Source organism: Microbacterium sp. NPDC055903 (genome assembly GCF_053615555.1).
Genome location: NZ_JBSHCA010000001.1, coordinates 1,421,277 through 1,443,694, shown reverse-complemented (window position 1 = coordinate 1,443,694; position 22,418 = coordinate 1,421,277). Strand labels below are relative to the sequence as shown.

Genomic DNA, 22,418 nt, shown 5'->3' with positions numbered 1-22,418 from the left:
TGCGACTTGACATGCTTCTACATTGCATGTCACACTACATATACATGCACAGTTACAAGCAAAGGACTTCACTCATGAACACCTCCACCACACAGAACGCAGATTCCCCCGATCGTCCGATCGGATACTGGCTCAAGGCCGCCGACCGCCTCATGGCGGCGGAGTTCGCCGCCGCCTTCGAGAACGAGGGCATCACCCGCCGCGACTGGCGACTTCTCAACGTCGTCGACGGAACAGCGCGCACCGAGCGTCGGCTCCCCGCACACAAGCTGGGCCGTCTCTCCGAGCGCGGCTGGGTCGCCCGCACCGACGACGGCTGGACGCTCACCGACGAGGGTCGCGCCGCCAAGGAGCGCCTCGCCGTGATCGTCGACGGCATCCGGATTAAGGCCGCAGACGCGGTCTCCGCGGACGACTATGCGACCACCATCGCCACCCTGCAGCAGATCGCTGAGGCATACGGCTGGGAAGAGGGCATCGAACTGCCCCGCGGTCGCCGGCACGGCGGGCGCGGCCATCGTCATGGCTTCGGTCGCGGCTTCGGTCACGGTCACCACCGTGGGTTCGGCCACGGCGGCCCTCGATTCGGCAACCACGACGCCGACGGTTTCGACCCGCACAGCGCGCACCGCGATGACCCGCGCCACGACCGCTTCGGCGGCGAGCACGGACACGGCCGTCGGCGCGACTTCGGTCGCTCCGGCCATGGTCGCCCAGAGTGGGCCGGGGCCGCGTGCGGCCACGAGGGCCCTCGCCACGACGGCGCTCTCCATGGCGCACGTCACCACGCTGCGCACGCCGCAGAGCACGCCTACCAGCGCGGCTTCGACGCAGGCTTCGACCGTGGCGCCGGCATCCGCTGACGGCCTCCGGTGACCAACGCGAAGAGCGTCTTCTCAGGGCTTCGGCTCAGGAGGACGCTCTTCGCGTCTCTGGCGCTCAGCGGGCGACGGCCCCCTCTGCGCGCCGCGCCGAGTACCTGTTGACCGGAGTCTCCAGGCCCAGGTTGCCGCGCAGCGTGTCCGCCTCGTACTCGGAACGGAAGACGCCGCGGTCCTGCAGAATCGGCACCACCTCTTCGATGAACCGCGTCAACTGAGCCGGATGGCCCGCATGGATGTTGAACCCGTCCACACCGCGTGCCTCGAACCACTCCTGCAGACGGTCGGCCACCCCCTCGGCCGTGCCGGTGAAGGGGCCGCGTTCGCGCCGGAGGCTCTGCTGCACGGTCTGCCGCAGCGACCAGCCCTGCTCTGCGGCGAGACCCGCGATCCGCTCCGCCTGCGTTCGGAAGCTCGTCTGCGCATGCCGCAGCGTCTCCTGCGGGAACGGCGCATCCAGGTCGTACTGGCGGAAGTCGTGCCATCCGAACGATCGACCGAACTCGCCCAGCGCCTGCGCGAACGAATGATCGCTGGAGCGGTAGTGCTGCTCCAGCTCCACCGCCTCCTCTTCGGTGTCGCCGATGATCACCCCGACACCGGGGAGGATCACGAGGTCCTCCGGGCGGCGCCCGTAGGTCGTCACCGCCCGGCCCTTGATGTCGTCGTAGAACGCCTTCGCCTGCGCGAGCGAGGCGGCGTGGGTGAAGATGCCCTCACCGATCTCCGCTCCCAGGTCTCGTCCCTGCTCGGAGTCACCGGCCTGGAAGATCACCGGACGGCCCTGCGGCGGACGCTCCAGATTCAGCGGACCCTTGACCGAGAAGTACTTCCCCCGATGATCGAGCTCGTGCAGCTTCGAGGCATCCAGGAACTGCCCTGTCGCCCGATCCCGCGGCAGCGCATCGGGCTCGTACGAGTCCCACAGCGCCTGCACGAGCTTCACGTGCTCGCTCGCCCTGCCGTAACGGGTGTCGTAGTCGTAGTGCTCGTCGAGACCGTAGTTCGCCGCCGTGCCGGCATCGCCGCTCGTCACGACGTTCCATCCCGCGCGACCCCTGCTGATGTGATCGAGCGACCCGAACCGCCGCGCCACGTTGAACGGCGCGTTGTACGACGTGGTCAGCGTGCCCACCAGACCGATGCGGCTGGTGTGCGTGGCGACGCCGGACAACAGCGTCAGCGGCTCCAGCCGACTCAGGTAGTGGGGTGGCGAATCAGGCGTGATGTACTGACTGTCCACGATGAAGACGAGGTCGAACTTCGCCTCCTCCGCCTTCTTCGCGTGCTGGATGTACCAGTCGATGTCCACGCTGGCGTCGGCGGGGATGTCGGGGTCGAGCCAGAGGTTGTGGTTGCCCGGTCCACCGGAACCGGTGAGCACGAGGCCGAGCTTGAGCTGTCGTTTGGTCATGAGGTCTCCTTGGGGCTCGCGCGCTTCGACGGGCTCAGCGAGCGAGGTGGGGGTGGATCGGCGAGCGAGGTGGGGGTGGATCAGCGAGCGAGGTGGGGGTCGGCTCAGCGCGCCTCTTCCAGAGTTCCCTGAGCCTGTCGAAGGGAATCTGCGGATGCCGCATAGCGGTTCTCCGGCACGCGCAGCCCGAGGTTGCCGCGTAGGGTGTCCGCCTCATATTCGGTGCGGAACAGGCCACGCTTCTGCAGGATCGGCAGCACTTCGCCGGTGAACGCGTCGATGTCGTCCGGGGTGCGGGTGCGCAGGTTCAGCCCATCGGCCGCCCGCCCGAGGAACCACTCCTGGATCGTGTCCGCGACGGTCTCCGGGCTGCCGATGAAGGGCGACGGCTTGTACTCCGTGAACCTCTCGATCACCTGCCGAAGGGTCAGCTTCTCGTCCCGCGCGACCTCGATGATCTGCGCCGATCGCGTGCGCCCGCCCTTCTCGGCGAGGGCGGCGACATCGGGGAACGGAGCGTCGAGATCGTGCTGCGAGAAGTCGTATGCCCCGAACCCGCGCCCGAAAGCGGCGAGCTTGCGATCGAAGTCATTGTCGGCCTCATAGATCTCGCGGGCGAGGCGCTGCGCCTCGGCATCCGTCGAAGCGATCACCGGCGTCGCACCGACGAGGATGACGAGATCGTCCCATCCCCTGCCGTGCTGCGCGAGGCGCCCCTTGACGTCGGCGTAGTAGGCGCGAGCTGTCTCGAAGTCCTCGCCCGGCGCGTAGATCCCCTCCGCGACCTGACCCGCAAGCGCTTTGCCCTCCTCCGAGATGCCCGCCTGGAAGATCACCGGCTGCCCCTGCGCGGAACGCGAGAGGTTGAGCGGCCCGTCCACCCTGAAGTGCTCGCCGCGGTGGTTGAGCGCGTGCAGCTTGGTCGGATCGAGGAAGAGATCGTTCTCGACGTCCGCGACGAAGGCATCGTCCTCGTAGGAGTCCCAGAGACCGCGCACGACCTCGACCGCCTCGAGCGCACGGCCGTAGCGGGTCGCGTAGTCGAGGTGCTCCTCGAGCCCGTAGTTGCGCGATGTGCCCGTGTCGAAGCTGGTGACGACGTTCCACCCGGCCCGACCGTGGCTGATGAGATCGAGCGATCCGAACCGGCGGGCGAGGTTGAACGGGGAGTTGTAGGTGGAGCTCGCCGTCCCGATGAGCCCGAGGCGTGTCGTGTGCGTGGCGATGGCGGAGAGCAGCGTGAGCGGCTCCAACCGGTTCAGATAGTGAGCGGGGTAGGTCGCGTTGATGAACTGGCTGTCCACGATGAACAGGGCGTCGAACAGCGCCGCCTCTGCCTGCTTGGCCCTGGCGATGTACCAGTCGATGTCGATGGAGGCGTCCTTCGGGACGCGGGGGTCCTTCCACAGGCTGTGCTGTCCCGGGCCGCCCACGCCGTAGACGCTGAGGGCGAGCTTGAGCTTGCGATCGGTCATGATGTTCTCCTTCGGATGCCGCGCGCTTCGACAGGCTCAGCGAGCGGGTGGGGTGTGGGTTCAGCGAGCGGGTGGGGTGGGATCAGCGAGCGGGTGGGGGTGTGGGCTCAGCGAGCGGGTGGGGTGGATGCCTCGAGAAGCCGCCGGAGCTCGGCCCGCTCCTCGCGGGCGATCGCCCCGGTGTGCAGGCTCGGTGCCGACCCGACGAGCAGGCGGGTGTACGGATGCTGCGGATCGTTCACCACGTCGACGGTGCGACCGGTCTCGACCAGCTCTCCGCGGTACAGCACGATCACGCGGTCGGTGACACCGGCGACCGAGCCGAGGTCGTGCGAGATGAACACGAGCGAGGTGCCCGCCGCGCGCAGCTCGTTCAGGATCTCGAGCACGGACACCCGGTTGGCCGCGTCCAGGGCGCTGACCGGCTCGTCGAGGATCAGCACGCGCGGTTCGGTGGCGAGCGCGCGGGCGAGGAGGATGCGCTGGCGCTGTCCTCCGGACAGCTCACCGGGGAAGCGTTCGAGCAGATCGGCATCGAGCTTCACCTGCTCCAGCCGGAACGCGATGCGGTCGCGAATCTGCGCCTTCGACAGCCGGCGCTGCAGGCGCAGCGGCTCGGCGAGCGACTCCCCGATCGTGAGATCGGGATCGAGCGCGCGGAGAGGATCCTGGAACACGTACTGCACCACACCGCGGCGGCGGAACTCGCGCCAGGCGGCGGAGCGGAACGCCGTCACCTCCTCGCCCCCGACGCGGATCGTCCCCGCGGCGGCCGGAACGAGTCCGACGACGGCACGGGCGAGCGTCGACTTCCCTGAGCCCGTCTCGCCGATCACGCCGACCGACTCGCCCGCAGCGACGGTGAAGGAGGCATCCCGGATGACACGCGTGCGCTGCCGACCGACGCCGTAGGAGACGTCGAGGTTGTCGACCTCGATGACGTTCTCAGACATGGTGGGCCTCCGTTCCCTTCGACAGGCTCAGGGAACTCGGGTGCTCGCTCAGGGAACTCGGGTGCTCGCTCAGGGAACGCGCCTCTTCGCTCGCTGAGCCCGTCGAAGCGTCGAAGCTCGCTGAGCCCGCCGAAGCGCCCTCGCCCACGGCATCCGCCGCCGAACGGAACCGGTCGAGCCCGTAGGTGTTGTGCTCGTCGATGAGCAGCCGCGTGTACTCGTGCTCGGGAGCGAAGAGGATGCGCTTGGCGTACCCCTGCTCGACGACCTCGCCGTTGCGCAGCACGAGCACGTCGTCGCAGGTCTGCGCGACGACCGCGAGGTCGTGCGAGACGACGATGAGCGCGAGGCCGTGGCTGTCCTTGAGATCGAGAAGCAGGTCGAGCACCTCGGCCTGGACGGTGACGTCCAGCGCCGTGGTGACCTCGTCGGCGATGAGGATCTGCGGCTCCAGCGAGATCGCCGACGCGATGAGAACCCGCTGCAGCATCCCGCCGGAGAGCTCGTGCGGATAACTGCGGTACACGAGCTCCGGGTCGCGCAGCCGGACGTCGTCGAGGAGCGCGAGGACGCGACGCTTCGCCTCGCGGCGACTCAGCCCGCCGCGCACGCGCAGCCCTTCCGCGAGCTGCGGACCGACGCGCAACGAGGGGTTGAGATACGAGCCGGGGTCCTGGAACACGGCCGTGATGCTCACCCCGCGCACCTCCTCCCACTCCCGCTTGCCGAACGTCGCGATGTCCCTGCCGAGCAGCTCGATCCGGCCACCGGAGACCTCGAACAGCCGAGGCAGGATGCCGAGGATCGCCCGACAGGTCAGCGTCTTGCCGCTGCCCGACTCGCCGACGATCCCCACCACCCTGCCGGGATGCAGATCGAACGTCACACCGTGGACGATCTCCTCTCCGGAGTGGCGATGCGCGATGCGCACATCGGACAGTCTCAGGATGCTGTCGGTCATGACGTACTCGTTCCGCTGAGCGCGGCCGTGTTCCGCGCATCGCTGTTCCTGCTCCGGCGTCTCGCGCGCACGGCATCCCGCTCGGCGAGCAGGGTGCGCCCCGACTCGCCCGCCACGTCACGGATGACATCGGCGAGCAGGTTGAACGCCCACACCGTGAGCATGATGAGCACGGTGGTGAAGATCGGCGCGTACGGCCGGTAGTTCAGATAGCCGAGGTCACTGGCGAGCACCCCGCCCCACGAGGGCGCCGGGGGCTGGATGCCGATGCCGAGGAACGTCAGGCTCGACACCACGACGAAGCCGATGCCGAGGGTGTTGGCCGTGGCGATCGCGATGGGCGGCAGCACCTTGCTGACGACGTGGGTGCGCACGATCCAGTCGGTGCGCGCGCCGGACAGCAGAGCGGCCTCGACGTACTGCGACCGGGCGACGCTCAGCGTCGCGGCGCGGGAGACGCGGTAGAACAGCGGCGAGACGAGGATGCCGACGGTGAGCATGGCCTGCGGGATGCCGTTGCCGAGGAGGGCCGTCGCCGCAACCGCGAAGACGAGGAACGGCAGCGCGATGAGCGTGTCGACGAAGCGCAGGGTGAGCCATTCGAAGACGCGGCCGAGATACACCGAGAGGATGCCGGGGATCGCGCCCACGACGAGGGCGATGGCGGCGACCTGCACGGCGCCGAACACGCTGATCGTGGAGCCGGCGAGAATCCGGCTGAGCACGTCGCGTCCGAGGTAATCGGTGCCGAGCCAGTGCGCTGGGGAGGGATGGGCGAGGATGGCGTCGGTGCCGGCCAGCGGGTCATAGGGGGCCAGGGCGGGGCCTGCGACCGCGAGGAACGTGATGAACACGAGGAACGCGGCGGCGAAGCGGCCGGCGGGCAGGGCGAGGATGCGGCGCAGCATGTCAGACTCCTCTCGCCGAGGCGGGGTTCAGGCGCACGAGCAGCAGGTTGACGATGAGGTTGAAGACGACGACGAGCACGATCGCGACGACGAGCACGCCCTGGACGGATGGCACGTCGCCGCGGCTCGCGGAGTCGGCGGCGAACTTGCCGAATCCGGCCAGCCCGAAGATCGCCTCGGTGACGACGGCGCCGCCGAGCAGGGCGGGGAACTTCATGCCGAGCACGGTGAGCGCGGGGCCCGCGCCGTTGCGCAGCACGTGTCCGAAGAAGATGCGGCGCGAACCGAGACCGCGCATCTGCGCACCGATGACGTAGTTCTCCCTGCCCGCCTGGATGAGGCCGACGCGCATCTGACGGGCGAGGTCGGCGACGGTGTCGAAGCTCAGCGCGATGGCGGGCAGCCACAGGTGCCAGAGCCACAGACCGACGCCGCCGCGTTCGATCGGCACGTATCCGGCAGAGGGGAACCACCCCAGCGTGACGGCGAAGACGGCCACGAGGGCGATGCCGACGACGAACGACGGCATGACGGAGATGATCGTCGTGAAGCCGGTGATCCCGCGATCCAGCAGGCTCGTGGGATAGGCGGCGGCGAGGACGCCGAGACCGAAGCCGAGAACGATGCCGATCACGAGCGCGAGACCCGCGACCGAGAGGCTGATGGCCGCGCGGGAGGCGAGCAGCTCGCTCACGCTCGCACCGTTGTACCAGCTGCTGCCGAGGTCGCCCAGCAGGATGCGGGAGAACCAGTCCGCGTACTGCACGAGGAACGGACGATCCAGCCCCCATTGATGCTCGAGCGCTGCGACCTGCTCGGGTGTCGCCGACTCCCCGAGCTGCAGATGGGCGGGGCTCAGGCCGCTGAGACCCTGCAGACCGAAGGTGATGAAGGTCGCGAACAGGAAGACGGTCGCGAAGACGATCACGGTGTGCGCGGCGAGGCGGCCCGCGGCTGCGAGATGCGCTCGTGCGCGCGGCGGTGCGATGGCGGATGCCGTGACGGTGGCTGTCGCGGTCATGCGGCACTCCTTTCTGTTCGGTGCGATTCGGTGTGCTGGTGGGCTTCGACAGGCTCAGCCCGCCATAGCTCGCTGAGCCTTGGACTCTCGCTCGCTGAGCCTGACTTCTCGCTCGCTGAGCCTGACTTCTCGCTCGCTGAGCCTGTCGAAGCGCGCGCGCCCCGGTCAGTCGCCGATCGTGACGCCCGTGAGGCTGATCTGACCAGGAATCTGCAGCAGGTCGGACACCTTCGGCGACTTCACGACGAGCGTGGGCGAGCCGTAGGTGAAGATCAGCGCCTGGCTCTGCAGCCCTGCGCGCGTCGCGGCCTGCAGGTTCTCGGCGTAGTCCGGCGAGTCCAGCGGCGTCTCCCGCGCGACCTTGATCGCCTCCGCGAAGCCGTCGGGGACGTAGGGGCTGGAGAGGTTCAGCGGTCCGTCCTGCCCGAAGTGCGCGGTGAGCGTCTGCACCGGGGACTCGCGGCCCGTCGTGCCGTAGGTCGTCAGCGTGAGGTCCTTCGCGAAGAAGGGCGTCGCCCAGTCGGGAGCCACCGTGATGTTGGCGGTGATGCCGATCGCCGCCAGCTGCGACTGGATGATCTCATTGGCGACGGCATCCGCGGTCACGACGAAGTCGACGACGATCTCGCCGTCCTCATAGCCGGCGTCGGTGAGGGTCTGCTTCGCCTTCTCCGGGTCGTACGGCCAGAGGTCTGCCGACTCCTCGTCGTACGCGATGTAGCCCTCCGGGAACGGCTGCGTCGTGGCGTAGCCCAGGCCGAAGGTGACCTTCTCCACGAACTCGTCGCGGTTGATGGCGTAGCGCACGGCTTCCACGACGGCGGGGTCGTCGAACGGCGCCTTGTTGATGTTCAGGCTGATGTTGGATGCCGAGTACACCGGGTGCTCGGCGACATCCAGCCCCGCGTCGATCGCGGTCTGGTACTGCGCGGGGGCGAGGCCGTAGGCGAAGTCGTACACCCCGGTCTCGATCGACGCGACGAGGGTCGAGGGGTCGGGTGCGGTGGAGAGCTCGAGGCGATCGATGTGGATGTTCTCCGCATCCCAGTAGTCCTCGTTCTTCTCGAAGTAGATGTGCGACTCGGGCACGTACTCCGTCACCGTGAAGGGACCGGCGCCGACGGGCCACTGGTCGAGCTTCTCCGGGTCCTCCGCGGCCTTGGGGCTCGTGATCTGCGCGGTGCGCTTGCCCAGCAGCAGCGGGATCTGGTGGTCGACCTGGTTGAGGTGCACGGTGACGTCGAGCTCGCTGTCGGCCGTGACGGATTCGATGGAGGTCAGGTCGCCGAACAGCGCCGAGTTCTCCTGCGTCTTGGCGCGCTCGATGTAGAGCTTCACGGCTTCGGCGTTCAGCGGCTCGCCGCCCTGGAACACCAGGCCTTCGCGCAGGTGGAAGGTGACCTCGGTGCCCTCGTCGTTGTAATCCCAGCTCTCCGCGAGCCCCGGGGCCGCCTCGCCGTTCTCATCGATCTCGGTGAGCGAGGCGTAGGCGAGCGCGGTGAGGTTGAACCCGAAGCCCGAGCCCAGCACGACCGGGTCCCAATGGGCGGGGATGTCGGCGGCCCAGCGCAGCACGCTCTCCTCGCCGCTGTCGCCTGACGCATCGTCGGAGGGGCCGGTCGCGCATGCGGTCAGCGCGAGCGCGCTCACCAGCACGGCGGCGGCCGCCGTTCGAAGCCGGGGGAATCTGAATGCCATGGGAGGGTCCGATCTGCTGTGTGAAGGTCCAAGCGGGTGCTGGTCATCTTGGAACCGCACCCCCACGGCGCCCGAGCGTCGGCGTCACAAAGCTTCCGGCGACGTCACACGGCGAAATACGACTCGTACTTCCGTTCCCATCCCAATGTCCGTGGCCAGGTGTTCAATAGGAGCTATGAACGAACTGCTTGCACGACTCCGTGACATAGAGGCCCGCCTCGACCTCACGGCGAGCGAGTCGTTCGGCTCGGACGCCGTGCAGCAGCTCTCCGATGACGAGACTGCAGAGCTGCTGACGATCGCCGGTCGCATCCGACGTCGGTTGGACGGCATCGCCGTCGAGGCGACCGACGTGGTGGTCACCCGCTCCGATCGCTTCAGGGAAGAGCGCATGACCACCGCATTCGGGTGCGCCGGCGCGATCGACCTGGTGCGGATGCTGATGGCCGAGGATGCGCGCTCGGCGGCACGTCTGGTCAAGGCGGCGAAGCTCGTGCACCGCGAACGCGGCATCACAGACGGCGCCTGGCTGCCGCCGAGGTTCCCCGCGCTGCGCGCAGCGCTGGCCGACGGCGCGTTCGGCGTCGCGGGTCTCCTGGCGGCGACGGAGCCGATCGTCGACGCGGCGAAGCGACTGACCCTCGAGGAGATCCTTCAGGCAGACGACCAGCTGGCGGTCCTCGCGCGGGGCATCGATCCCGATCGGCCTGCGGATGCCGCTCCGCACCCGACGCCGCTGCCGGAGGATCTCAGCGTCTTCGCGAAGGCGATCGGGGCCTATCTCGATCAAGACGGGCCCGCTCCGCTCGACGAAGAGGACCTTCTGGCACGGCGTTTCCTCCAGGTCGGCGCGCTGAAGAACGGCGTGCACCCGGTGCGCGGCGCCCTGCTCCCCGAGGCCGCGGCCCAACTCGGCCTTCTGCAGGACAGTATCCTCAACCCGAAGAACGCCGCGCCGAGCGCGCCGCTGGGAGCGGTGCGTTTCGAAGAGGGGGTCGAGCCCGCTGATGACGCCCCGGCAGACACACGCACCCGCGCACAGCGGCTGCACGACGCCTTCGCGACGATCCTCACGGTCGCGGCCGGCACCGACCTCTTCCCGCATCTGGGCGGCGCGGCGCCTACCCTCGTGGTGACCGCGACCGCAGAGGACCTCGCCCGCGGGGCAGGCTGGGCGACCCTGCCCCGCACGGGGGAGCGCGCACCGCTGGCCGTCGCGCTGCAGGCGGCATGCGCGGGAGGCATCCAGCGCGTGCTCTTCGACGACAGCGGGCGGATCGCCTCGCTCGGCACGAGCGCACGGATCTTCAACGCCCTGCAGCGGCGCGCGATCACCCTCCGCGACGGCGGGTGCATCATCCCAGGGTGCACGGTTCCGGCGAGCTGGTGCGAGATCCATCATGTGACCGAGCACGCCGCCGGCGGGCCCACCCACACAGACAACGGCGTGCTGCTGTGCTGGTTCCACCACCGCACGCTCCACCTGAGCAACTGGCTCATCCGCTTCGCCGACGGCATGCCGGAGGTGCGGGGGCCCGCATGGTGGGATCCGCACCAGCACTGGCACCGCGCCCGATCACCGCACCGGCGCCTCCATCAGCGGGCACCCGCCGTCGTCTGATCGCGCCGGCCGGCTGATCACGCCGGCGGGCTGATCAGGCCGGGTCATTCCTCGACCGTGACGCCCTTCCAGCTCAGCTGCCCCTGGATGGTGGGCAGGTCCGAGACGGCATCCGTCTTCGCGTAGAACGCGGGCACCGTGTACAGGTGCACCGTCGGCGAGGTCGCGACCCCGGCACGCGTGGCGGCCTGCAGCAGCTCCTCGTAGTCGGGGGAATCCAGCGGCGTCTCACGGATCGTCTTCAGCGCCTGGGTGAACTCGTCCGAGGCGAAGGGCGAGCTGAGGTTCAGCACACCGTCGGTGTCGTAGTTCGCCGTGAGCGCCTGCACGTGCGAGTCGCGGCCGAAGTAGCCGTACAGCGACAGAGCCGTCTCCTTGCCGAAGTAGCCGACCCGCCAGTTCGGATCGACCGAGATCGTGACGTCGATCCCGATCTCTCCGAGCTGCTCCTGCAGGATCTCCGCGGTGGGGTTCTCCGCCGACAGCGTGAGGGTGACATCGAGATCCCCGTCGGCGTATCCGGCATCCTCCAGGATCTCCCTCGCCTTCTCCGGGTCGTACGGCCAGACATCCTCCGACTCCTCGTCGTACGCGATGTATCCCGGAGGGAAGGGCTGGTCGACGGCCCTGCCGTAGCCGAGCGTCACCTTGTCCACGATCTCCTCGCGATCGACGGCGTACTTGATCGCCTCGACGACCGCCGGGTCGTCGAAGGGCGCCTTGTGGATGTTGATGCTGAGGAAGTTCACGAACCAGGCGTACTCGTCGCCGAACCAGACGTCGAGCCCGGCATCCTCGGCCTCCTTCACGGCGGGCGCCTCGATGATGGCGAAGTTGTAGACGCCGGTCTGCACCGACTTCACGATCGTCGAGCCGTCGATGCCGAACTCGATCTCGATCCTGTCGATGTGGATGCTGTCGGCATCCCAGTAGTCGTCGAACTTCTCGAGCACGATGCGGCTCTCGGGAATGAGCTCGACGACCTTGAAGGGTCCCGCCCCGACGGGCAAGGAGACGTTGAGCTGGTCGGGGTCCTCCTCGGCGGCGACGGCGCTCGTGATGAGCGCCCCGCGCACGCTGAGCAGGTACGGGATCTGATAGTCCACCTGCGTGAGATGCACGGTGAAGGTGAGCTCGTCATCGACGGTGACGTGATCGATGGTGGCGTAGTCACCGATGAGCGCGGAGTTGGTCTGCGTCTTGGCGCGATCGATGAACTTCTGCACGGCCTCGGCGTTCACCGGCGTCCCGTCGTGGAAGGTCGCCCCCTCCCTGAGGCGGAAGGTCACGGCGGTGCCGTCCTCGTTGTACTCCCACGTCTCGGCGAGGCCGGGCGCGAGCTCGCCGTTCTCATCGATCGAGGTGAGGGATTCGTAGATCGGGGTGAGGTAGCGCGTGCTCGCGGTGCTGCCCGTGACGATCGGGTCCCAGTTCGCGAACGACTGCGAGACGGCCCAGCGCAGCACGCTGTCGTCCTCGGCAGGCGAGCCTGTGGTGTTCGCCGGACCGGCGCAGGCGGTGAGCAGCACGGCGGCCGCGGTCAGGACGACGGCGACGCGTGCGCGTCGGCGGGGGAAGGACATGATGCTCCGGTTCTCTTCTGGTGCGGCCGAGATGCCGCTGGGTGGAGAGTGTTCCGAGGCGGCAGCGGCACGGGACAGGGCGCCCGTCATGGCGCGTCACAGGGATTCACCTGATGACACAGAGCCGCCGCGGCAGCGAGCCGCGCCTACCGTCGGTCGACATGAGCACCGCAGGACTCTTCCTCATCCCGCCCCTCTCGCCCGATCCGACCCTCGGCTACCGCGCAGCGCTGGATGCCGCCGCAGAGGCCGAACGCGTCGGATTCGACTCCGTCTGGTTGGCCGAGGGACACGTGCGCGGCAACGGCCTGCCATCGGCGCTCACGTTCCTCGCCGCGCTGAGCCAGCGGACGTCACGGGTGCGGCTCGGGACGGCGGTGATCACCCCCGCCTTCGAGCATCCGATCCGCCTTGCCGAGGCGGTCGGCGTCGTCGACGCCCTGAGCGGCGGACGACTCGAGCTGGGGCTCGGCAAGAGCAACGGCGGCGGGTGGTCCTCACCGGCCTTCTCGGCGTTCTCCCTCGACGAGGCCGAACGCGATGCGCTCTTCGCGCGGGCGATCGATGGGCTACGCGACGCCCTCGACGGAATCGTGGACGGCCGCGAGCTGCCGCTGTACCCGCCTGCCGGAAGCGTGCGCGGGCGGATCTGGCAGGCGACCGGCAGCGCGGAGACCGCGACCGCGATCGGGCAGGCGGGCGACGGTCTCCTCCTGCACCGCAAGGCGGCGGGCGGCGAGACCGGGCGCGTGCAGGCGGGTCTCGCCGACGCCTACCTCGATGCGCTCCCCGCGGACGCGGAGCCTCGGATCGCGGCGTCCAGGGTCGTGCTGCCCGCGGCGAGCCGAGCCGCCGCAGTCGAGCTCTTCCGCCGGGGCGTACAGGAACGCCCGGAGCACTATGCACGGTTCGATCCGGCATCCGATGCCGCCGCCTACCTCGCGGACGCGAACATCGCCTTCGGCACGACGGACGAGATCGCCGATCGCCTCGCCGCGGACGCCGCCGTCGCCCGATCGAGCACGGTGCTGTACAGCGTCCCGCTGCCCTTCGATGCACCGGAGTTCCGGCGGGCGCTCACGCGGGTGATGGAGGAGATCCACCCCCGCGTGAGCGCCGTGGCGACCGTGCGGCGCTGAGGCTCGGCGCGCTTCGACAGGCTCAGCGAGCGGGACGCGCCAGGCTCAGCGAGCGGGACGCGACGCGCTCAGCGAGCGGACGACTCGACACGCGTCGACGGGCTCAGCCAGCGAGGAGCCGAGCCGCCCGAGCCCTCCCGTCCATAGACGCGATCGAGCACGGCACCGGCCTCTGCGGCATCCGTCCCCCGCCATGCCACGTGATGATCGGGGCGGACGAGCACGAACGGCGCCCCGTAGAGAGCCTCTGCTCCGGCATCCGCGACGTGCAGGACCTCCAGATCGATCGCGCGCTCCGCCGCCGCCGCGACGAAGCCCTCGACCGCAGAGGTGTCGGAGGAAAGGACGAGGAGCGCGGCATCCGATCCGATCCGGTCGTACAGCGTGACGCCGTACGGGTCGAGCACGCCGTTCGGCGCGCGGTGCCCCGGCCGTCCGCTCGGCTCGTAGACCTCGGCGTCCCATGCGCGTTCGGTGGCATCCTGGCCGGCGTCGTAGGCGATCACAGGCGAGGCGTCGTAGCGCTCGTCGAAGTACACGCCGATGTGCGGACCGCCCGACCGCGCGAGGATCTCTCGGATTCGGTCGCGGCGGTGCTCGGCATCCGCGCTGAGATCCGCGTCGTCCGGGAAGCCGAGCGCCCTGGCCTCAGCGACATTGCGCGCCGAACGCTCGGCACGCTCCTTCGCTGCCGCGCCGACCCGCGCGTTGTGCGGGCGGCGCTCGTCGTCGTACGACGCCAGCAACTCGTCGCCGCCCGTGCCCCGCAGTACGGCTGCGAGCTTCCAGCCCAGATTGAACACATCGCCGAAGCCCTCGCCGAGGTTGCCGCCCGGCGTGCGGACGTGTGCGGCGTCGCCCACGAGCAGCACGCGCCCGCGCCGGAACTCCTTCGCGATCCGGGTGCTCTTGAAGTACGGGCTGACGTCCACGATCTCCAGCTCGACGTCTGAGCCGAAGGCCGCCTGCGCCAGGTGACGCAGCTCCTGCTCGTCGGGCGTGCGGTCGAGCGGGAACGGCCCCGCGTACACCCGCCAGTCGGTCTCGTTCAGCGCCGCGAGGAAGCCGTCGTGCACGCCGTTGACGATGACGTTCACGGCGCTGGGGAAGGGATCGCGCCCGGCGTACTCGCCGATCGTGCGCACCACGAAGCGGAAGTGCCGCTCGGTCGCGTACGCGCCCTCGCGCTCGATGCCCGCAAGCGTGCGCACAGTGCTGCGCGCGCCGTCTGCGCCGACGACGTACTTGGCGCGGATGCTGCGCACGACGCCAGTCTCGAAGTGCTCGATGCCTGCGACGATCGCGTCGTCCTCCTCCTGCAGACTCGTCAGCCGCCAGCCTCCGGCGACGGGGACGTCGAGCTCGGCGAGCTGGTCGAGGAACGCCTGCTGGAGGGCGGTCTGCGGGCGCCGGAGCGGAGCCGCCAGCGAGTAGGGGTTCGACGGTCGTGCGCCGAAGGCCGGCCGTCCGGTCGGGGACCCTTCGAGCTTCAGGTCGTGGCCGACGAGGGAGGTGCGCAGCGTCGTGCCGAGGTTCCACTCCGGCGGGAACGTCCAGCCGCGGCGGATGCGGTCTTCGACCCGCCATTGCTGGAAGAGCTCGACGGTGCGCGCGCTGTGCCCCATCGCCCCGGCCCTCACGAGCCGGAACGAGGCCGCCGCATCGATGACGGCGACGTCCACGCCGTGCCGGTTCAGATCAAGCGCCGTCGCGAGGCCTGCGGGTCCTGCGCCGACGACAAGCACCTCCACCTCGCGCGGCGGCGTGCTGCGTGCGAGCAGCACCGTGTCGACGTGCCGCTCGCCGCGGTTGATCTCGTTCTGGGCGACCATGGGATACCTCCTGGGGCATAGGGAAACGTCGTCATCCTTCGCCTCCATCGCCGTCGCACAGACGCGATCCCGTCACATTCCGTACCCTGCCGTCACACGACGACGCAGCCGAAGCGGCGCCCCGAGCGCTGGCTACCGTGGCACGCATCCGCTGGAATCCGTCGAAAGGTGTCCGCCATGAGCGTCCCTCCCCCGTCCGCACCGGTCCTCACGGAGACGTCGCTGTTCGAGGAGGCCTGGCAGCAGTGGCATGACGAGCTGGAGCACCGCCGGCGCGAGCCGCATGGCTTCCTCGCTTACACGAGCTTCAATCTGCTCGGCACCGAACCGCAGCGCTTCGACGACGTGCCGGGCACGTGGACGAGCGGCGACGAGGGCGTGATCGTCCAGCTGGATGCCGGTCAGGTGCTGGACGTCGACGGCGTCGCCGTGCGAGGGCGGCACGTCTGGGGCGTCATCGGCGAGCGGACCTTCCACCGCGCCCGGTTCGAGGATGCCGTCATCGAGGTGTCCCGGCGCGGAGGGCGCGACATCGTCCGGCCGCTGCATCCCGATCATGACCTGCGCACGGAATACCGCGGGACGCCGACGTTCGCTCCGGACGAGCGCTGGGTCATCGAGGGGGTGTTCGAGCCGTCAGAGGAACGCGAGATCCCCATAGCGGCGGCGATCGACACCATCGAGCACACCCATACGACGCCAGGGAACGTGCGGTTCGCCGTCGGCGGCGTCGAGGTGTCGGCCACGCTCATCTCCCGCGGCGGCGACGCCGCGACCCTGCTCTTCCGCGATGCGACGAGCGGAGTGACGACCTACGGCGCGAGCCGCACCCTGGCCGTGACGCTCCCGCCTGCCGGAGAGCAGCGGATCGTGCTCGACTTCAACCGCGCCAGCAACCTGCAGTGCGCCTACACCGACTTCTCCCCGTGCCCGCTGGCACCCAGGGAGAACTGGCTGCCGTTCGCCGTGCAGGCGGGGGAGAAGACGCCGCTGGATCGGACGTCGTAGGCAGGCAGTCCACAGCTCCGGCAACCGACTGGTGGCTCTCAGCCGCCGAGCGAGCCGACGTCCGTGACGCCGACGTCGGTGCGGTGGAAGTTCTGGAACGAGCGGGATGCCGTGGGGCCGCGCTGTCCCTGGTAGCGGTTGCCGTAGGGGCCTGAGCCGTAGGGGTTCTCCGCCGGCGAGGTAAGGCGGAAGAAGCACAGCTGGCCGATCTTCATGCCCGGCCAGAGCTTGATGGGGAGGGTCGCCACGTTCGCGAGCTCGAGCGTCACGTGACCCGTGAAGCCCGGGTCGATGAACCCCGCCGTGGAGTGGGTGATGAGGCCCAGCCGCCCGAGCGAGGACTTGCCCTCCAGACGCGCGGCGACATCATCAGGCAGGGTCACCTGCTCGAAGGTCGCACCGAGCGCGAACTCCCCGGGGTGCAGGATGAAGGGCTCGTCCGGCTTCACCTCGATGAGGCGGGTGAGTTCGGGCTGGTCCTCCGAGGGATCGATGAACGGGTACTTGTGGTTGTCAAACAGCCGGAAGTACCTGTCCAGGCGCACGTCGACGCTGGAGGGCTGGACCATCGCCGGGTCGTGCGGGGCGAGGCCGATCCGGCCGGTGGCGAGTTCTGCGGTGATGTCGCGGTCGCTGAGAAGCACGGGAACAGCCTAACGGGAGGGCGCTGCGGCATCCGATCCTGCGTCACGGCGCGACGCCGGATCGTGGTTGACTCGGCAGATGACCTGGTCGATCGAGAACCGCATGCCCACGGCATCCGAGCACCGCGCCCTCGCCGAGGCCGTGGGCTGGCACGACGCCTTCGACTGGACGACGACCGCCGACTCGCTCGCCGGATCGACGCTCGGTATCGTCGCCGTCTCCGGGACACGCGTCATCGGCATGGCACGGGTGGTCGGCGACGGCGTGAAGTACTTCTACATCCAGGACGTCGCCGTGGATCCCGCCTTCCAGCGGATGGGCGTGGGCGCTGCGCTCCTCGACCGCACGCTGGAGCTCATCGCGCAGCGCGCGCCGAGTCCCGCCTTCGTCGGCCTGTTCTCGACCGAGGCCGGCGCCGCGCTCTACGAGGCCATCGGCTTCCGTCGCGGAGACATGACTGGGCTGTTCCGGATCGTGGAGGCGTCGGAGGGCTGAGGGGCGGGAGCCGGAAGGAGTCAATGGCTGCACCGGTGCCGCCGGCCTTCGGGGCCCTGCCCCCCGTCATGGCCAGAGGATGCCGATGCCGTTGCCGATCGCGGACGTCCCGAGCAGAAGGAAGAGCACGCACATGATGGTGCGGCTCTCGCGGCTCAACCAGCCGTGCACGGCGTCGAGGGCGGGCTTCATCCGCTCACGTGCGACGGCGTAGGCGAGCACAGGAAGGAGGATCGTGATCCCTGCGAGCAGCACGAAGATCGCGGCCGCCGCGACCGTCACGTTGACATCGAGCTCTGAGGTCGCGAGATCGACGGCCACGCTGACGCTGAGGACGACGTTCTTGGGATTCGCGACCGACAGGAGGACCCCCGTTCGCAGCGCCCCTCCGAAACCGAGGGCGTCGACGCTGCGCATCCAGCCCGGAGCCGTGTCCGCGCCGCCCGCTTCCCGCTTGCGCCACTGACCGAGCGCGAGCCACAGCAACAGGGCGCCGAGTATCAGCTTGATGATCCCTGCTGTAACGCCCGGTTCGTCTCCAGCCGGGTTGGGCAGGAATCCCGACACGCTGGTCAGCACCGTGATGAGGGCGGCGATGCCGCCGAGCCAGCCGAGCAGGAAACCGGTGCTGCTGCGTCCGGCATTCGGGCTCAGGAGGGTGAGAATGACCACGATGATGGGCAACGGGCTGATCGCGATGCCCATCGCAAAGGGGAGGAAGCCCCCGATCACCGTTCCCACGCGTCCGCCTCTCATCCGACCAGACCGATCCCAGCATGGCCTGACGCGGACGCTTTGGCCATCGGGCGCGGGACGGGTAGGCTGACCATGCCCGGCTCTTCGGATGCCGGTGCGGGACTGTAGTTCAATGGTAGAACTTCTGCTTCCCAAGCAGACAGCGCGGGTTCGATTCCCGTCAGTCCCTCCACTTGTCGCTTCCAAAGCTATTCCGGACCTTCAGCCGGGAACGAGTGAGGGTTTCAGGGGGTGACGATGGCGAAGCCCGTGTCGCCCTTCGATGTGACCGAGAGGATGGCCGGCAGCGTTCGCGAGTCGCCGTCAGTGACGATGCCGCGTGAGTCGCCGTCCCCTGCGAGCAGACGCATCAACCTCTCCTTCGCCAGTGTGACCGTTGTCGCCGCCGCCTCACGGCCTGCCGGCACCTGGCGGTGGATGAGGACACCGTTTCGGAGCGTGAGCCTGTGCCGCTCGCCGAGATCGTCGATGACCAAGTCCAGCTCGAGGTCGAGGTCCCAGGCTTTCGGCCCTTCGATGGCGATGGCCAGGGCATCGAGGATCTGACTCACCTGAATGTGCTTGCTCAGCGCGGAGCTGTTGCCGCGGGTAGGGGTACCGAAGCGTCCCTCGCGGAGCTCAAGCGCTCCGGCGAGGTAGAAGTTGCGCCAGGTGGCATTCTCGCTTCCGAAGCCCAGCTTCTCGTACACGCCGGCGAGTTGGTTCTTTGACTCGGCGTCCGAATCGTCGGCGAACACGGCGTGCTTGAGCAGCGTGGCGGCCCAGCGAAGGTCGTTCGCGTCTTCAGCCCCTCGCGCGAGCTCCCGTACGCGTGCACTCCCCCCGAGGGCCTCCGTATACCGGACCGCCTCTTCCCGGGGCGTGTGCGCCCACAGGTCGGAAGGGTTGGCGTCGAACCACCCCATGTAGCGCTGGTAGATCGCTTTGACGTTGTGGTTGACGGATCCGTAGTAGCCGCGGGTTGCCCAGTCGTCGGCCAGCGCGGGCGGAAGCTGGATGAGCTCGGCGATCTCGGCGCCTTGATAGCCGAGGTTGATGTAACGGAGCGTCTCATCATGAAGGTACGCGTAGATGTCGCGCTGGCGGGTCAGGTAGGAGGTCACCCGTTCGGAGTCCCAGGTGGGCCAGTGGTGGGAGGCGAAGACGACGTCGGAGCGGGACGCGAATCGGTCGATGGAGTCGGTGAGGTAACCGGCCCACGCGCGGGAGTCCCGGACGAGGGCACCTCGGAGCGTGAGGATGTTGTGCAGCGTGTGCGTGGCATTCTCTGCGACGCACAGCGCGCGGAACCTCGGGAAGTAGAAGTGCATCTCGGCGGGTGCTTCGGAGTCCGGTGTCATTTGGAACTCGATCTCTACGCCATCGACGGTGAGCGTCTCACCCGTGCGGGTGATCTCCACAGTCGGTGGGATGATCCCCACCTCGCCCGTGGACGTCGTATGTCCGAGTCCAGCGCCGACAGATCCGCGCGGACTGCGCGGGAGGGCGGCGCCGTACATGTACCCCGCCCTCCGCCCCATCGCCGTGCCGGCGTAGACGTTCTCGGACACGGCGTGCTCGAGGAATCCGGCGGGTGCGATGATCTGCACTCGCCCGCTGTCGACGTCGTCGAGCGAAGTGACTCCGAGGACACCACCGAAGTGGTCGACGTGGCTGTGGGTGTAGATGACTGCCTTCACGGGCCGGTCGCCGCGATGCGCACGGTACAGGTCGAGCGCAGCAGAGGCAGTCTCGGTGGAGATGAGCGGATCGATGACGATGATGCCCTCGTCGCTCTCGACGAAGGTGATGTTCGACAAGTCGAACCCGCGCACCTGGTAGATGCCATCGACGACTTCGAACAGGCCGTGTCGAGCCACGAGCTTGCTCATCCGCCACAGGCTCGGATGGACCGTGAGGGGAGCTTCGCCTTGGAGGAATGCATAGCTTTCACCATCCCAGACGGTCTCGCCGGCAGCGTCAGAGATGATGCAGGGCGAGATGGTGCCGAGGAAGCCGCGTTCAACGTCAGTGAAGTCCTCGTGGGAGAAGTCGTTCGGGTTCACGATTCGGATCCTTTCACAGTAGGCAGGGATGCGCGGCCCGAAACCGGCCCTGACCGCATTCATGGACACCTGTCCAGAACAGGACTATCGTCGATGAGGTGAGTGACATCGCCGTCGGGTCCGACCTCGTCCGCCGTGGCCTGCAGGAATCCGCCGACCCCCGCGCCGACCGCACCCGCCGTCGCCTCTTCGACGCCGCCCAGGTGCTGAGCGCGAAGGACGCAGACGTCTCCGTCAGCGCCCTGGTGCGAGAGGCGGGCGTGAGCCGATCGGCCTTCTACACGCACTTCGCCGATCTCGGCGAGCTCGCACTGCGCATGCTCGAACCCGCGTTCGTGGAGATCGCCGAGACCGCAGCCGCCGCCCGCGACGAGGACCCGCATCGGGCGATGCGCGAAGCGCAGGATCGCCTCGCCGCGCACGTCCACGCCGACCGCGCTCTCTACCGCGCCGCCTTTCTCCTCCCAGGCGGCACCCTGCTCGAACGCATCCGCGAAGCGATGATCGCCCCGATCGCAGCCCACATCGACGCCGTCCGTCCTCCCACGGGCCTGCGCGCCGAACTGGCGGCCCGATACGTCGCGGGCGCCGCCACCACGGTGCTCGCCGACTGGGTCACCGGCCGTATCGAGGCGAGCCCGGCCGAGATCGCGGACCACCTGTACGTGCTCATGCCGACCTGGATGCATGAGCCGACGAGCGAGCCGTCGGAGTCGACGGCCGAAGAGAAGGGAACGCCATGAAGGCATCCATCGTCCGCGAGTTCGGCAAGGGGTTCGAACTCGCCGACATCGACATCGCCGCACCGATCGGACGGGAGGTCCTCGTCGAGGTCCGCGCCTCCGGCCTGTGCCACTCCGACGAACTCGCGGCCACGCATCCGCTCGGCTACGAGCCGCCGATGGTCCTCGGCCACGAGGTCGCCGGCGTCGTCACCGCCGTCGGCCCCGACGTGACGCAGGTCGCGATCGGCGACCACGTCGTCGGTTGCCTCGTGCAGTACTGCGGCACCTGCCGCCGCTGCATCGAGGGCAAGCAGACCCTGTGCATCAACCCCACCTACACCGAGCGCGGCGCCGACGAGACCCCCCGCCTCTCCGAGAACGGCACTCCGGTCGCGCAGGGCATGGGCCTCGGCGGCTTCGCCCAGCAGGTCCTCGTGCACGAGCACCAGCTCGCCGTCGTCCCTGCGGAGATCCCCTGGCCGCAGGCCGCGCTCCTCGGCTGCGGCGTCGTCACCGGCGCGGGCGCCGTCCTCAACAGCGCGAACGTGCAGGCATCGGATGCCGTCGTCATCATCGGCACCGGCGGCGTCGGGCTGAACGCCCTCAACGGCGCCGTCACGGCCGGCGCCGCGACCATCATCGCCATCGACATCGCCGACGAGAAGCTCGAGCGAGCCCGTGCGTTCGGCGCGACGCACGTCATCAACTCGACCAAGGAGGACCCGGTGCAGGCGGTCCTCGCCATCACCGGCGTCGGCGCGGACGCGGTCTTCGACTTCGTCGGTCTCGGCCCCGTCACCCAGCAGGCGTTGCAGATGGTCGCCCCCGGCGGCGGACTCTACCTGATCGGCGTCCTCGACCCGACGGCGACGCTCTCGATCTCCCCCGTCGAACTGCTCTCCACCAAGCGCCACGTCGAGGGCGTGTACATGGGAAGCACCACGGCCAAGCGCGACATCCCGCTCTACGCGCGCCTCTACCTCGAGGGCCGCTTCGAGCTCGACGCCCTCGTCTCCAAGGAGATCTCGCTCTCCGAGGTGAACGAGGGATACGCCTCGCTGAAGAACCCCGACATCGCCCGCGTCGTCATCACCGACCTGGCCTGAGAGACGAGCACGGCCTCCCGGCATCCGCGTTGATGCGGGTGGGAGGCCGTGCCCTCAGGGTAGGGGTGTTTGGGGTGTCGCCTGGGCGGAGTCCTTCACGGCCTTGGGTTGACCAGGAGCATCCGTCCGACGCGACTCAGCCAGAATATTGC

Annotated in this window: 19 protein-coding genes and 1 tRNA gene; 8 read left to right on the top strand and 12 right to left on the bottom strand. The window is 68.8% G+C overall.

What is annotated here, in order from left to right; translation table 11 throughout:
* Positions 1 to 74 precede the first annotated feature (74 nt).
* On the top strand, positions 75 to 863 hold the full coding sequence (locus tag ACWGJP_RS06670) for a MarR family winged helix-turn-helix transcriptional regulator (RefSeq protein ID WP_452328963.1): 789 nt from the start codon (positions 75 to 77) through the stop codon (positions 861 to 863).
* A gap of 76 nt (positions 864 to 939) precedes the next feature.
* On the opposite strand, the gene ACWGJP_RS06665 is transcribed toward ACWGJP_RS06670, so the two are convergent.
* The 7 genes from ACWGJP_RS06665 to ACWGJP_RS06635 form a co-directional block, all read right to left on the bottom strand.
* Positions 940 to 2,295: an LLM class flavin-dependent oxidoreductase gene (locus ACWGJP_RS06665; RefSeq protein ID WP_452328962.1), complete on the bottom strand. Its 1,356-nt coding sequence runs from the start codon at positions 2,293 to 2,295 to the stop codon at positions 940 to 942.
* A gap of 104 nt (positions 2,296 to 2,399) precedes the next feature.
* A complete protein-coding gene (locus tag ACWGJP_RS06660; RefSeq protein ID WP_452328961.1) occupies positions 2,400 to 3,770 on the bottom strand; it encodes an NtaA/DmoA family FMN-dependent monooxygenase in 1,371 nt (456 codons plus the stop codon).
* Positions 3,771 to 3,877: 107 nt separating this feature from the next.
* The gene (locus ACWGJP_RS06655) at positions 3,878 to 4,723 is read right to left on the bottom strand and encodes an ABC transporter ATP-binding protein (RefSeq protein WP_452328960.1); all 846 of its coding nucleotides are present in this window, start codon (positions 4,721 to 4,723) and stop codon (positions 3,878 to 3,880) included.
* On the bottom strand, positions 4,716 to 5,684 hold the full coding sequence (locus ACWGJP_RS06650; protein ID WP_452328959.1) for an ABC transporter ATP-binding protein: 969 nt from the start codon (positions 5,682 to 5,684) through the stop codon (positions 4,716 to 4,718). The genes ACWGJP_RS06655 and ACWGJP_RS06650 overlap by 8 nt, the downstream gene beginning before the upstream one ends.
* Complete coding sequence (locus ACWGJP_RS06645; protein WP_452328958.1) at positions 5,681 to 6,592, bottom strand: ABC transporter permease; 912 nt, start codon at positions 6,590 to 6,592, stop codon at positions 5,681 to 5,683. Before ACWGJP_RS06645 ends, ACWGJP_RS06650 begins: the two co-directional genes overlap by 4 nt.
* A gap of 1 nt (position 6,593) precedes the next feature.
* A complete protein-coding gene (locus ACWGJP_RS06640) occupies positions 6,594 to 7,613 on the bottom strand; it encodes an ABC transporter permease (RefSeq protein ID WP_452328957.1) in 1,020 nt (339 codons plus the stop codon).
* A gap of 165 nt (positions 7,614 to 7,778) precedes the next feature.
* Positions 7,779 to 9,311 carry an ABC transporter substrate-binding protein gene (locus tag ACWGJP_RS06635; protein WP_452328956.1) on the bottom strand — a complete coding sequence of 511 codons (1,533 nt, stop codon included), beginning with the start codon at positions 9,309 to 9,311 and terminating at the stop codon, positions 7,779 to 7,781.
* A gap of 175 nt (positions 9,312 to 9,486) precedes the next feature.
* Between ACWGJP_RS06635 and ACWGJP_RS06630 the strand changes: the two genes are divergently transcribed.
* On the top strand, positions 9,487 to 10,932 hold the full coding sequence (locus ACWGJP_RS06630) for a DUF222 domain-containing protein (protein WP_452328955.1): 1,446 nt from the start codon (positions 9,487 to 9,489) through the stop codon (positions 10,930 to 10,932).
* A 44-nt stretch (positions 10,933 to 10,976) separates the two neighbouring features.
* Here the strand turns inward: ACWGJP_RS06630 and ACWGJP_RS06625 are convergent, their stop codons facing one another.
* On the bottom strand, positions 10,977 to 12,515 hold the full coding sequence (locus ACWGJP_RS06625; RefSeq protein ID WP_452328954.1) for an ABC transporter substrate-binding protein: 1,539 nt from the start codon (positions 12,513 to 12,515) through the stop codon (positions 10,977 to 10,979).
* A gap of 161 nt (positions 12,516 to 12,676) precedes the next feature.
* Here ACWGJP_RS06625 and ACWGJP_RS06620 point away from each other — a divergent pair, with 161 nt between their 5' ends.
* Entirely contained in the window at positions 12,677 to 13,654 is a 978-nt protein-coding gene (locus ACWGJP_RS06620; RefSeq protein ID WP_452328953.1) for an LLM class flavin-dependent oxidoreductase, read from the top strand.
* 68 nt (positions 13,655 to 13,722) lie between these two features.
* Here the strand turns inward: ACWGJP_RS06620 and ACWGJP_RS06615 are convergent, their stop codons facing one another.
* On the bottom strand, positions 13,723 to 15,486 hold the full coding sequence (locus ACWGJP_RS06615) for an FAD-dependent oxidoreductase (RefSeq protein WP_452328952.1): 1,764 nt from the start codon (positions 15,484 to 15,486) through the stop codon (positions 13,723 to 13,725).
* Between the two features lie 177 nt (positions 15,487 to 15,663).
* On the opposite strand from ACWGJP_RS06615, the gene ACWGJP_RS06610 reads away from it, so the two are divergent.
* Positions 15,664 to 16,494 (top strand): DUF1684 domain-containing protein, encoded by an 831-nt coding sequence (locus ACWGJP_RS06610; protein WP_452328951.1) that lies wholly within the window; start codon positions 15,664 to 15,666, stop codon positions 16,492 to 16,494.
* A gap of 38 nt (positions 16,495 to 16,532) precedes the next feature.
* Here ACWGJP_RS06610 and dcd read toward each other — a convergent pair whose 3' ends face one another.
* Positions 16,533 to 17,138 (bottom strand): dCTP deaminase, encoded by a 606-nt coding sequence (dcd, locus tag ACWGJP_RS06605; RefSeq protein WP_452328950.1) that lies wholly within the window; start codon positions 17,136 to 17,138, stop codon positions 16,533 to 16,535.
* Positions 17,139 to 17,217: 79 nt separating this feature from the next.
* Between dcd and ACWGJP_RS06600 the strand changes: the two genes are divergently transcribed.
* Positions 17,218 to 17,634, top strand: coding sequence for a GNAT family N-acetyltransferase (locus tag ACWGJP_RS06600; RefSeq protein WP_452328949.1), 417 nt, complete (start codon positions 17,218 to 17,220; stop codon positions 17,632 to 17,634).
* Between the two features lie 66 nt (positions 17,635 to 17,700).
* Here ACWGJP_RS06600 and ACWGJP_RS06595 read toward each other — a convergent pair whose 3' ends face one another.
* Entirely contained in the window at positions 17,701 to 18,375 is a 675-nt protein-coding gene (locus tag ACWGJP_RS06595; protein ID WP_452328948.1) for a GAP family protein, read from the bottom strand.
* Between the two features lie 113 nt (positions 18,376 to 18,488).
* Between ACWGJP_RS06595 and ACWGJP_RS06590 the strand changes: the two genes are divergently transcribed.
* Positions 18,489 to 18,562: transfer RNA gene (locus ACWGJP_RS06590), tRNA-Gly, on the top strand.
* A 52-nt stretch (positions 18,563 to 18,614) separates the two neighbouring features.
* Here the strand turns inward: ACWGJP_RS06590 and ACWGJP_RS06585 are convergent.
* Positions 18,615 to 20,261 (bottom strand): alkyl/aryl-sulfatase, encoded by a 1,647-nt coding sequence (locus ACWGJP_RS06585; protein WP_452328947.1) that lies wholly within the window; start codon positions 20,259 to 20,261, stop codon positions 18,615 to 18,617.
* Between the two features lie 272 nt (positions 20,262 to 20,533).
* Between ACWGJP_RS06585 and ACWGJP_RS06580 the strand changes: the two genes are divergently transcribed.
* Together ACWGJP_RS06580 and ACWGJP_RS06575 are read left to right on the top strand one after the other, a co-directional pair.
* On the top strand, positions 20,534 to 21,178 hold the full coding sequence (locus ACWGJP_RS06580; protein ID WP_452328946.1) for a TetR/AcrR family transcriptional regulator: 645 nt from the start codon (positions 20,534 to 20,536) through the stop codon (positions 21,176 to 21,178).
* Positions 21,175 to 22,266, top strand: a complete 1,092-nt coding sequence (locus ACWGJP_RS06575; RefSeq protein ID WP_452328945.1) for a zinc-binding dehydrogenase — start codon at positions 21,175 to 21,177, stop codon at positions 22,264 to 22,266. Before ACWGJP_RS06580 ends, ACWGJP_RS06575 begins: the two co-directional genes overlap by 4 nt.
* Positions 22,267 to 22,418 lie beyond the last annotated feature (152 nt).

Coding starts and splice junctions, on each gene's coding strand:
- ACWGJP_RS06620 (WP_452328953.1), top strand. CDS start 12,677: ATGAGCACCGCAGGACTCTTCCTCATCCCGCCCCTCTCGCCCGATCCG.
- ACWGJP_RS06640 (WP_452328957.1), bottom strand. CDS start 7,613: ATGACCGCGACAGCCACCGTCACGGCATCCGCCATCGCACCGCCGCGC.
- ACWGJP_RS06615 (WP_452328952.1), bottom strand. CDS start 15,486: ATGGTCGCCCAGAACGAGATCAACCGCGGCGAGCGGCACGTCGACACG.
- ACWGJP_RS06655 (WP_452328960.1), bottom strand. CDS start 4,723: ATGTCTGAGAACGTCATCGAGGTCGACAACCTCGACGTCTCCTACGGC.
- ACWGJP_RS06575 (WP_452328945.1), top strand. CDS start 21,175: ATGAAGGCATCCATCGTCCGCGAGTTCGGCAAGGGGTTCGAACTCGCC.
- ACWGJP_RS06670 (WP_452328963.1), top strand. CDS start 75: ATGAACACCTCCACCACACAGAACGCAGATTCCCCCGATCGTCCGATC.
- ACWGJP_RS06600 (WP_452328949.1), top strand. CDS start 17,218: ATGACCTGGTCGATCGAGAACCGCATGCCCACGGCATCCGAGCACCGC.
- ACWGJP_RS06660 (WP_452328961.1), bottom strand. CDS start 3,770: ATGACCGATCGCAAGCTCAAGCTCGCCCTCAGCGTCTACGGCGTGGGC.
- ACWGJP_RS06630 (WP_452328955.1), top strand. CDS start 9,487: ATGAACGAACTGCTTGCACGACTCCGTGACATAGAGGCCCGCCTCGAC.
- ACWGJP_RS06665 (WP_452328962.1), bottom strand. CDS start 2,295: ATGACCAAACGACAGCTCAAGCTCGGCCTCGTGCTCACCGGTTCCGGT.
- ACWGJP_RS06650 (WP_452328959.1), bottom strand. CDS start 5,684: ATGACCGACAGCATCCTGAGACTGTCCGATGTGCGCATCGCGCATCGC.
- ACWGJP_RS06610 (WP_452328951.1), top strand. CDS start 15,664: ATGAGCGTCCCTCCCCCGTCCGCACCGGTCCTCACGGAGACGTCGCTG.
- ACWGJP_RS06585 (WP_452328947.1), bottom strand. CDS start 20,261: ATGAGCAAGCTCGTGGCTCGACACGGCCTGTTCGAAGTCGTCGATGGC.
- ACWGJP_RS06625 (WP_452328954.1), bottom strand. CDS start 12,515: ATGTCCTTCCCCCGCCGACGCGCACGCGTCGCCGTCGTCCTGACCGCG.
- ACWGJP_RS06645 (WP_452328958.1), bottom strand. CDS start 6,592: ATGCTGCGCCGCATCCTCGCCCTGCCCGCCGGCCGCTTCGCCGCCGCG.
- ACWGJP_RS06635 (WP_452328956.1), bottom strand. CDS start 9,311: ATGGCATTCAGATTCCCCCGGCTTCGAACGGCGGCCGCCGCCGTGCTG.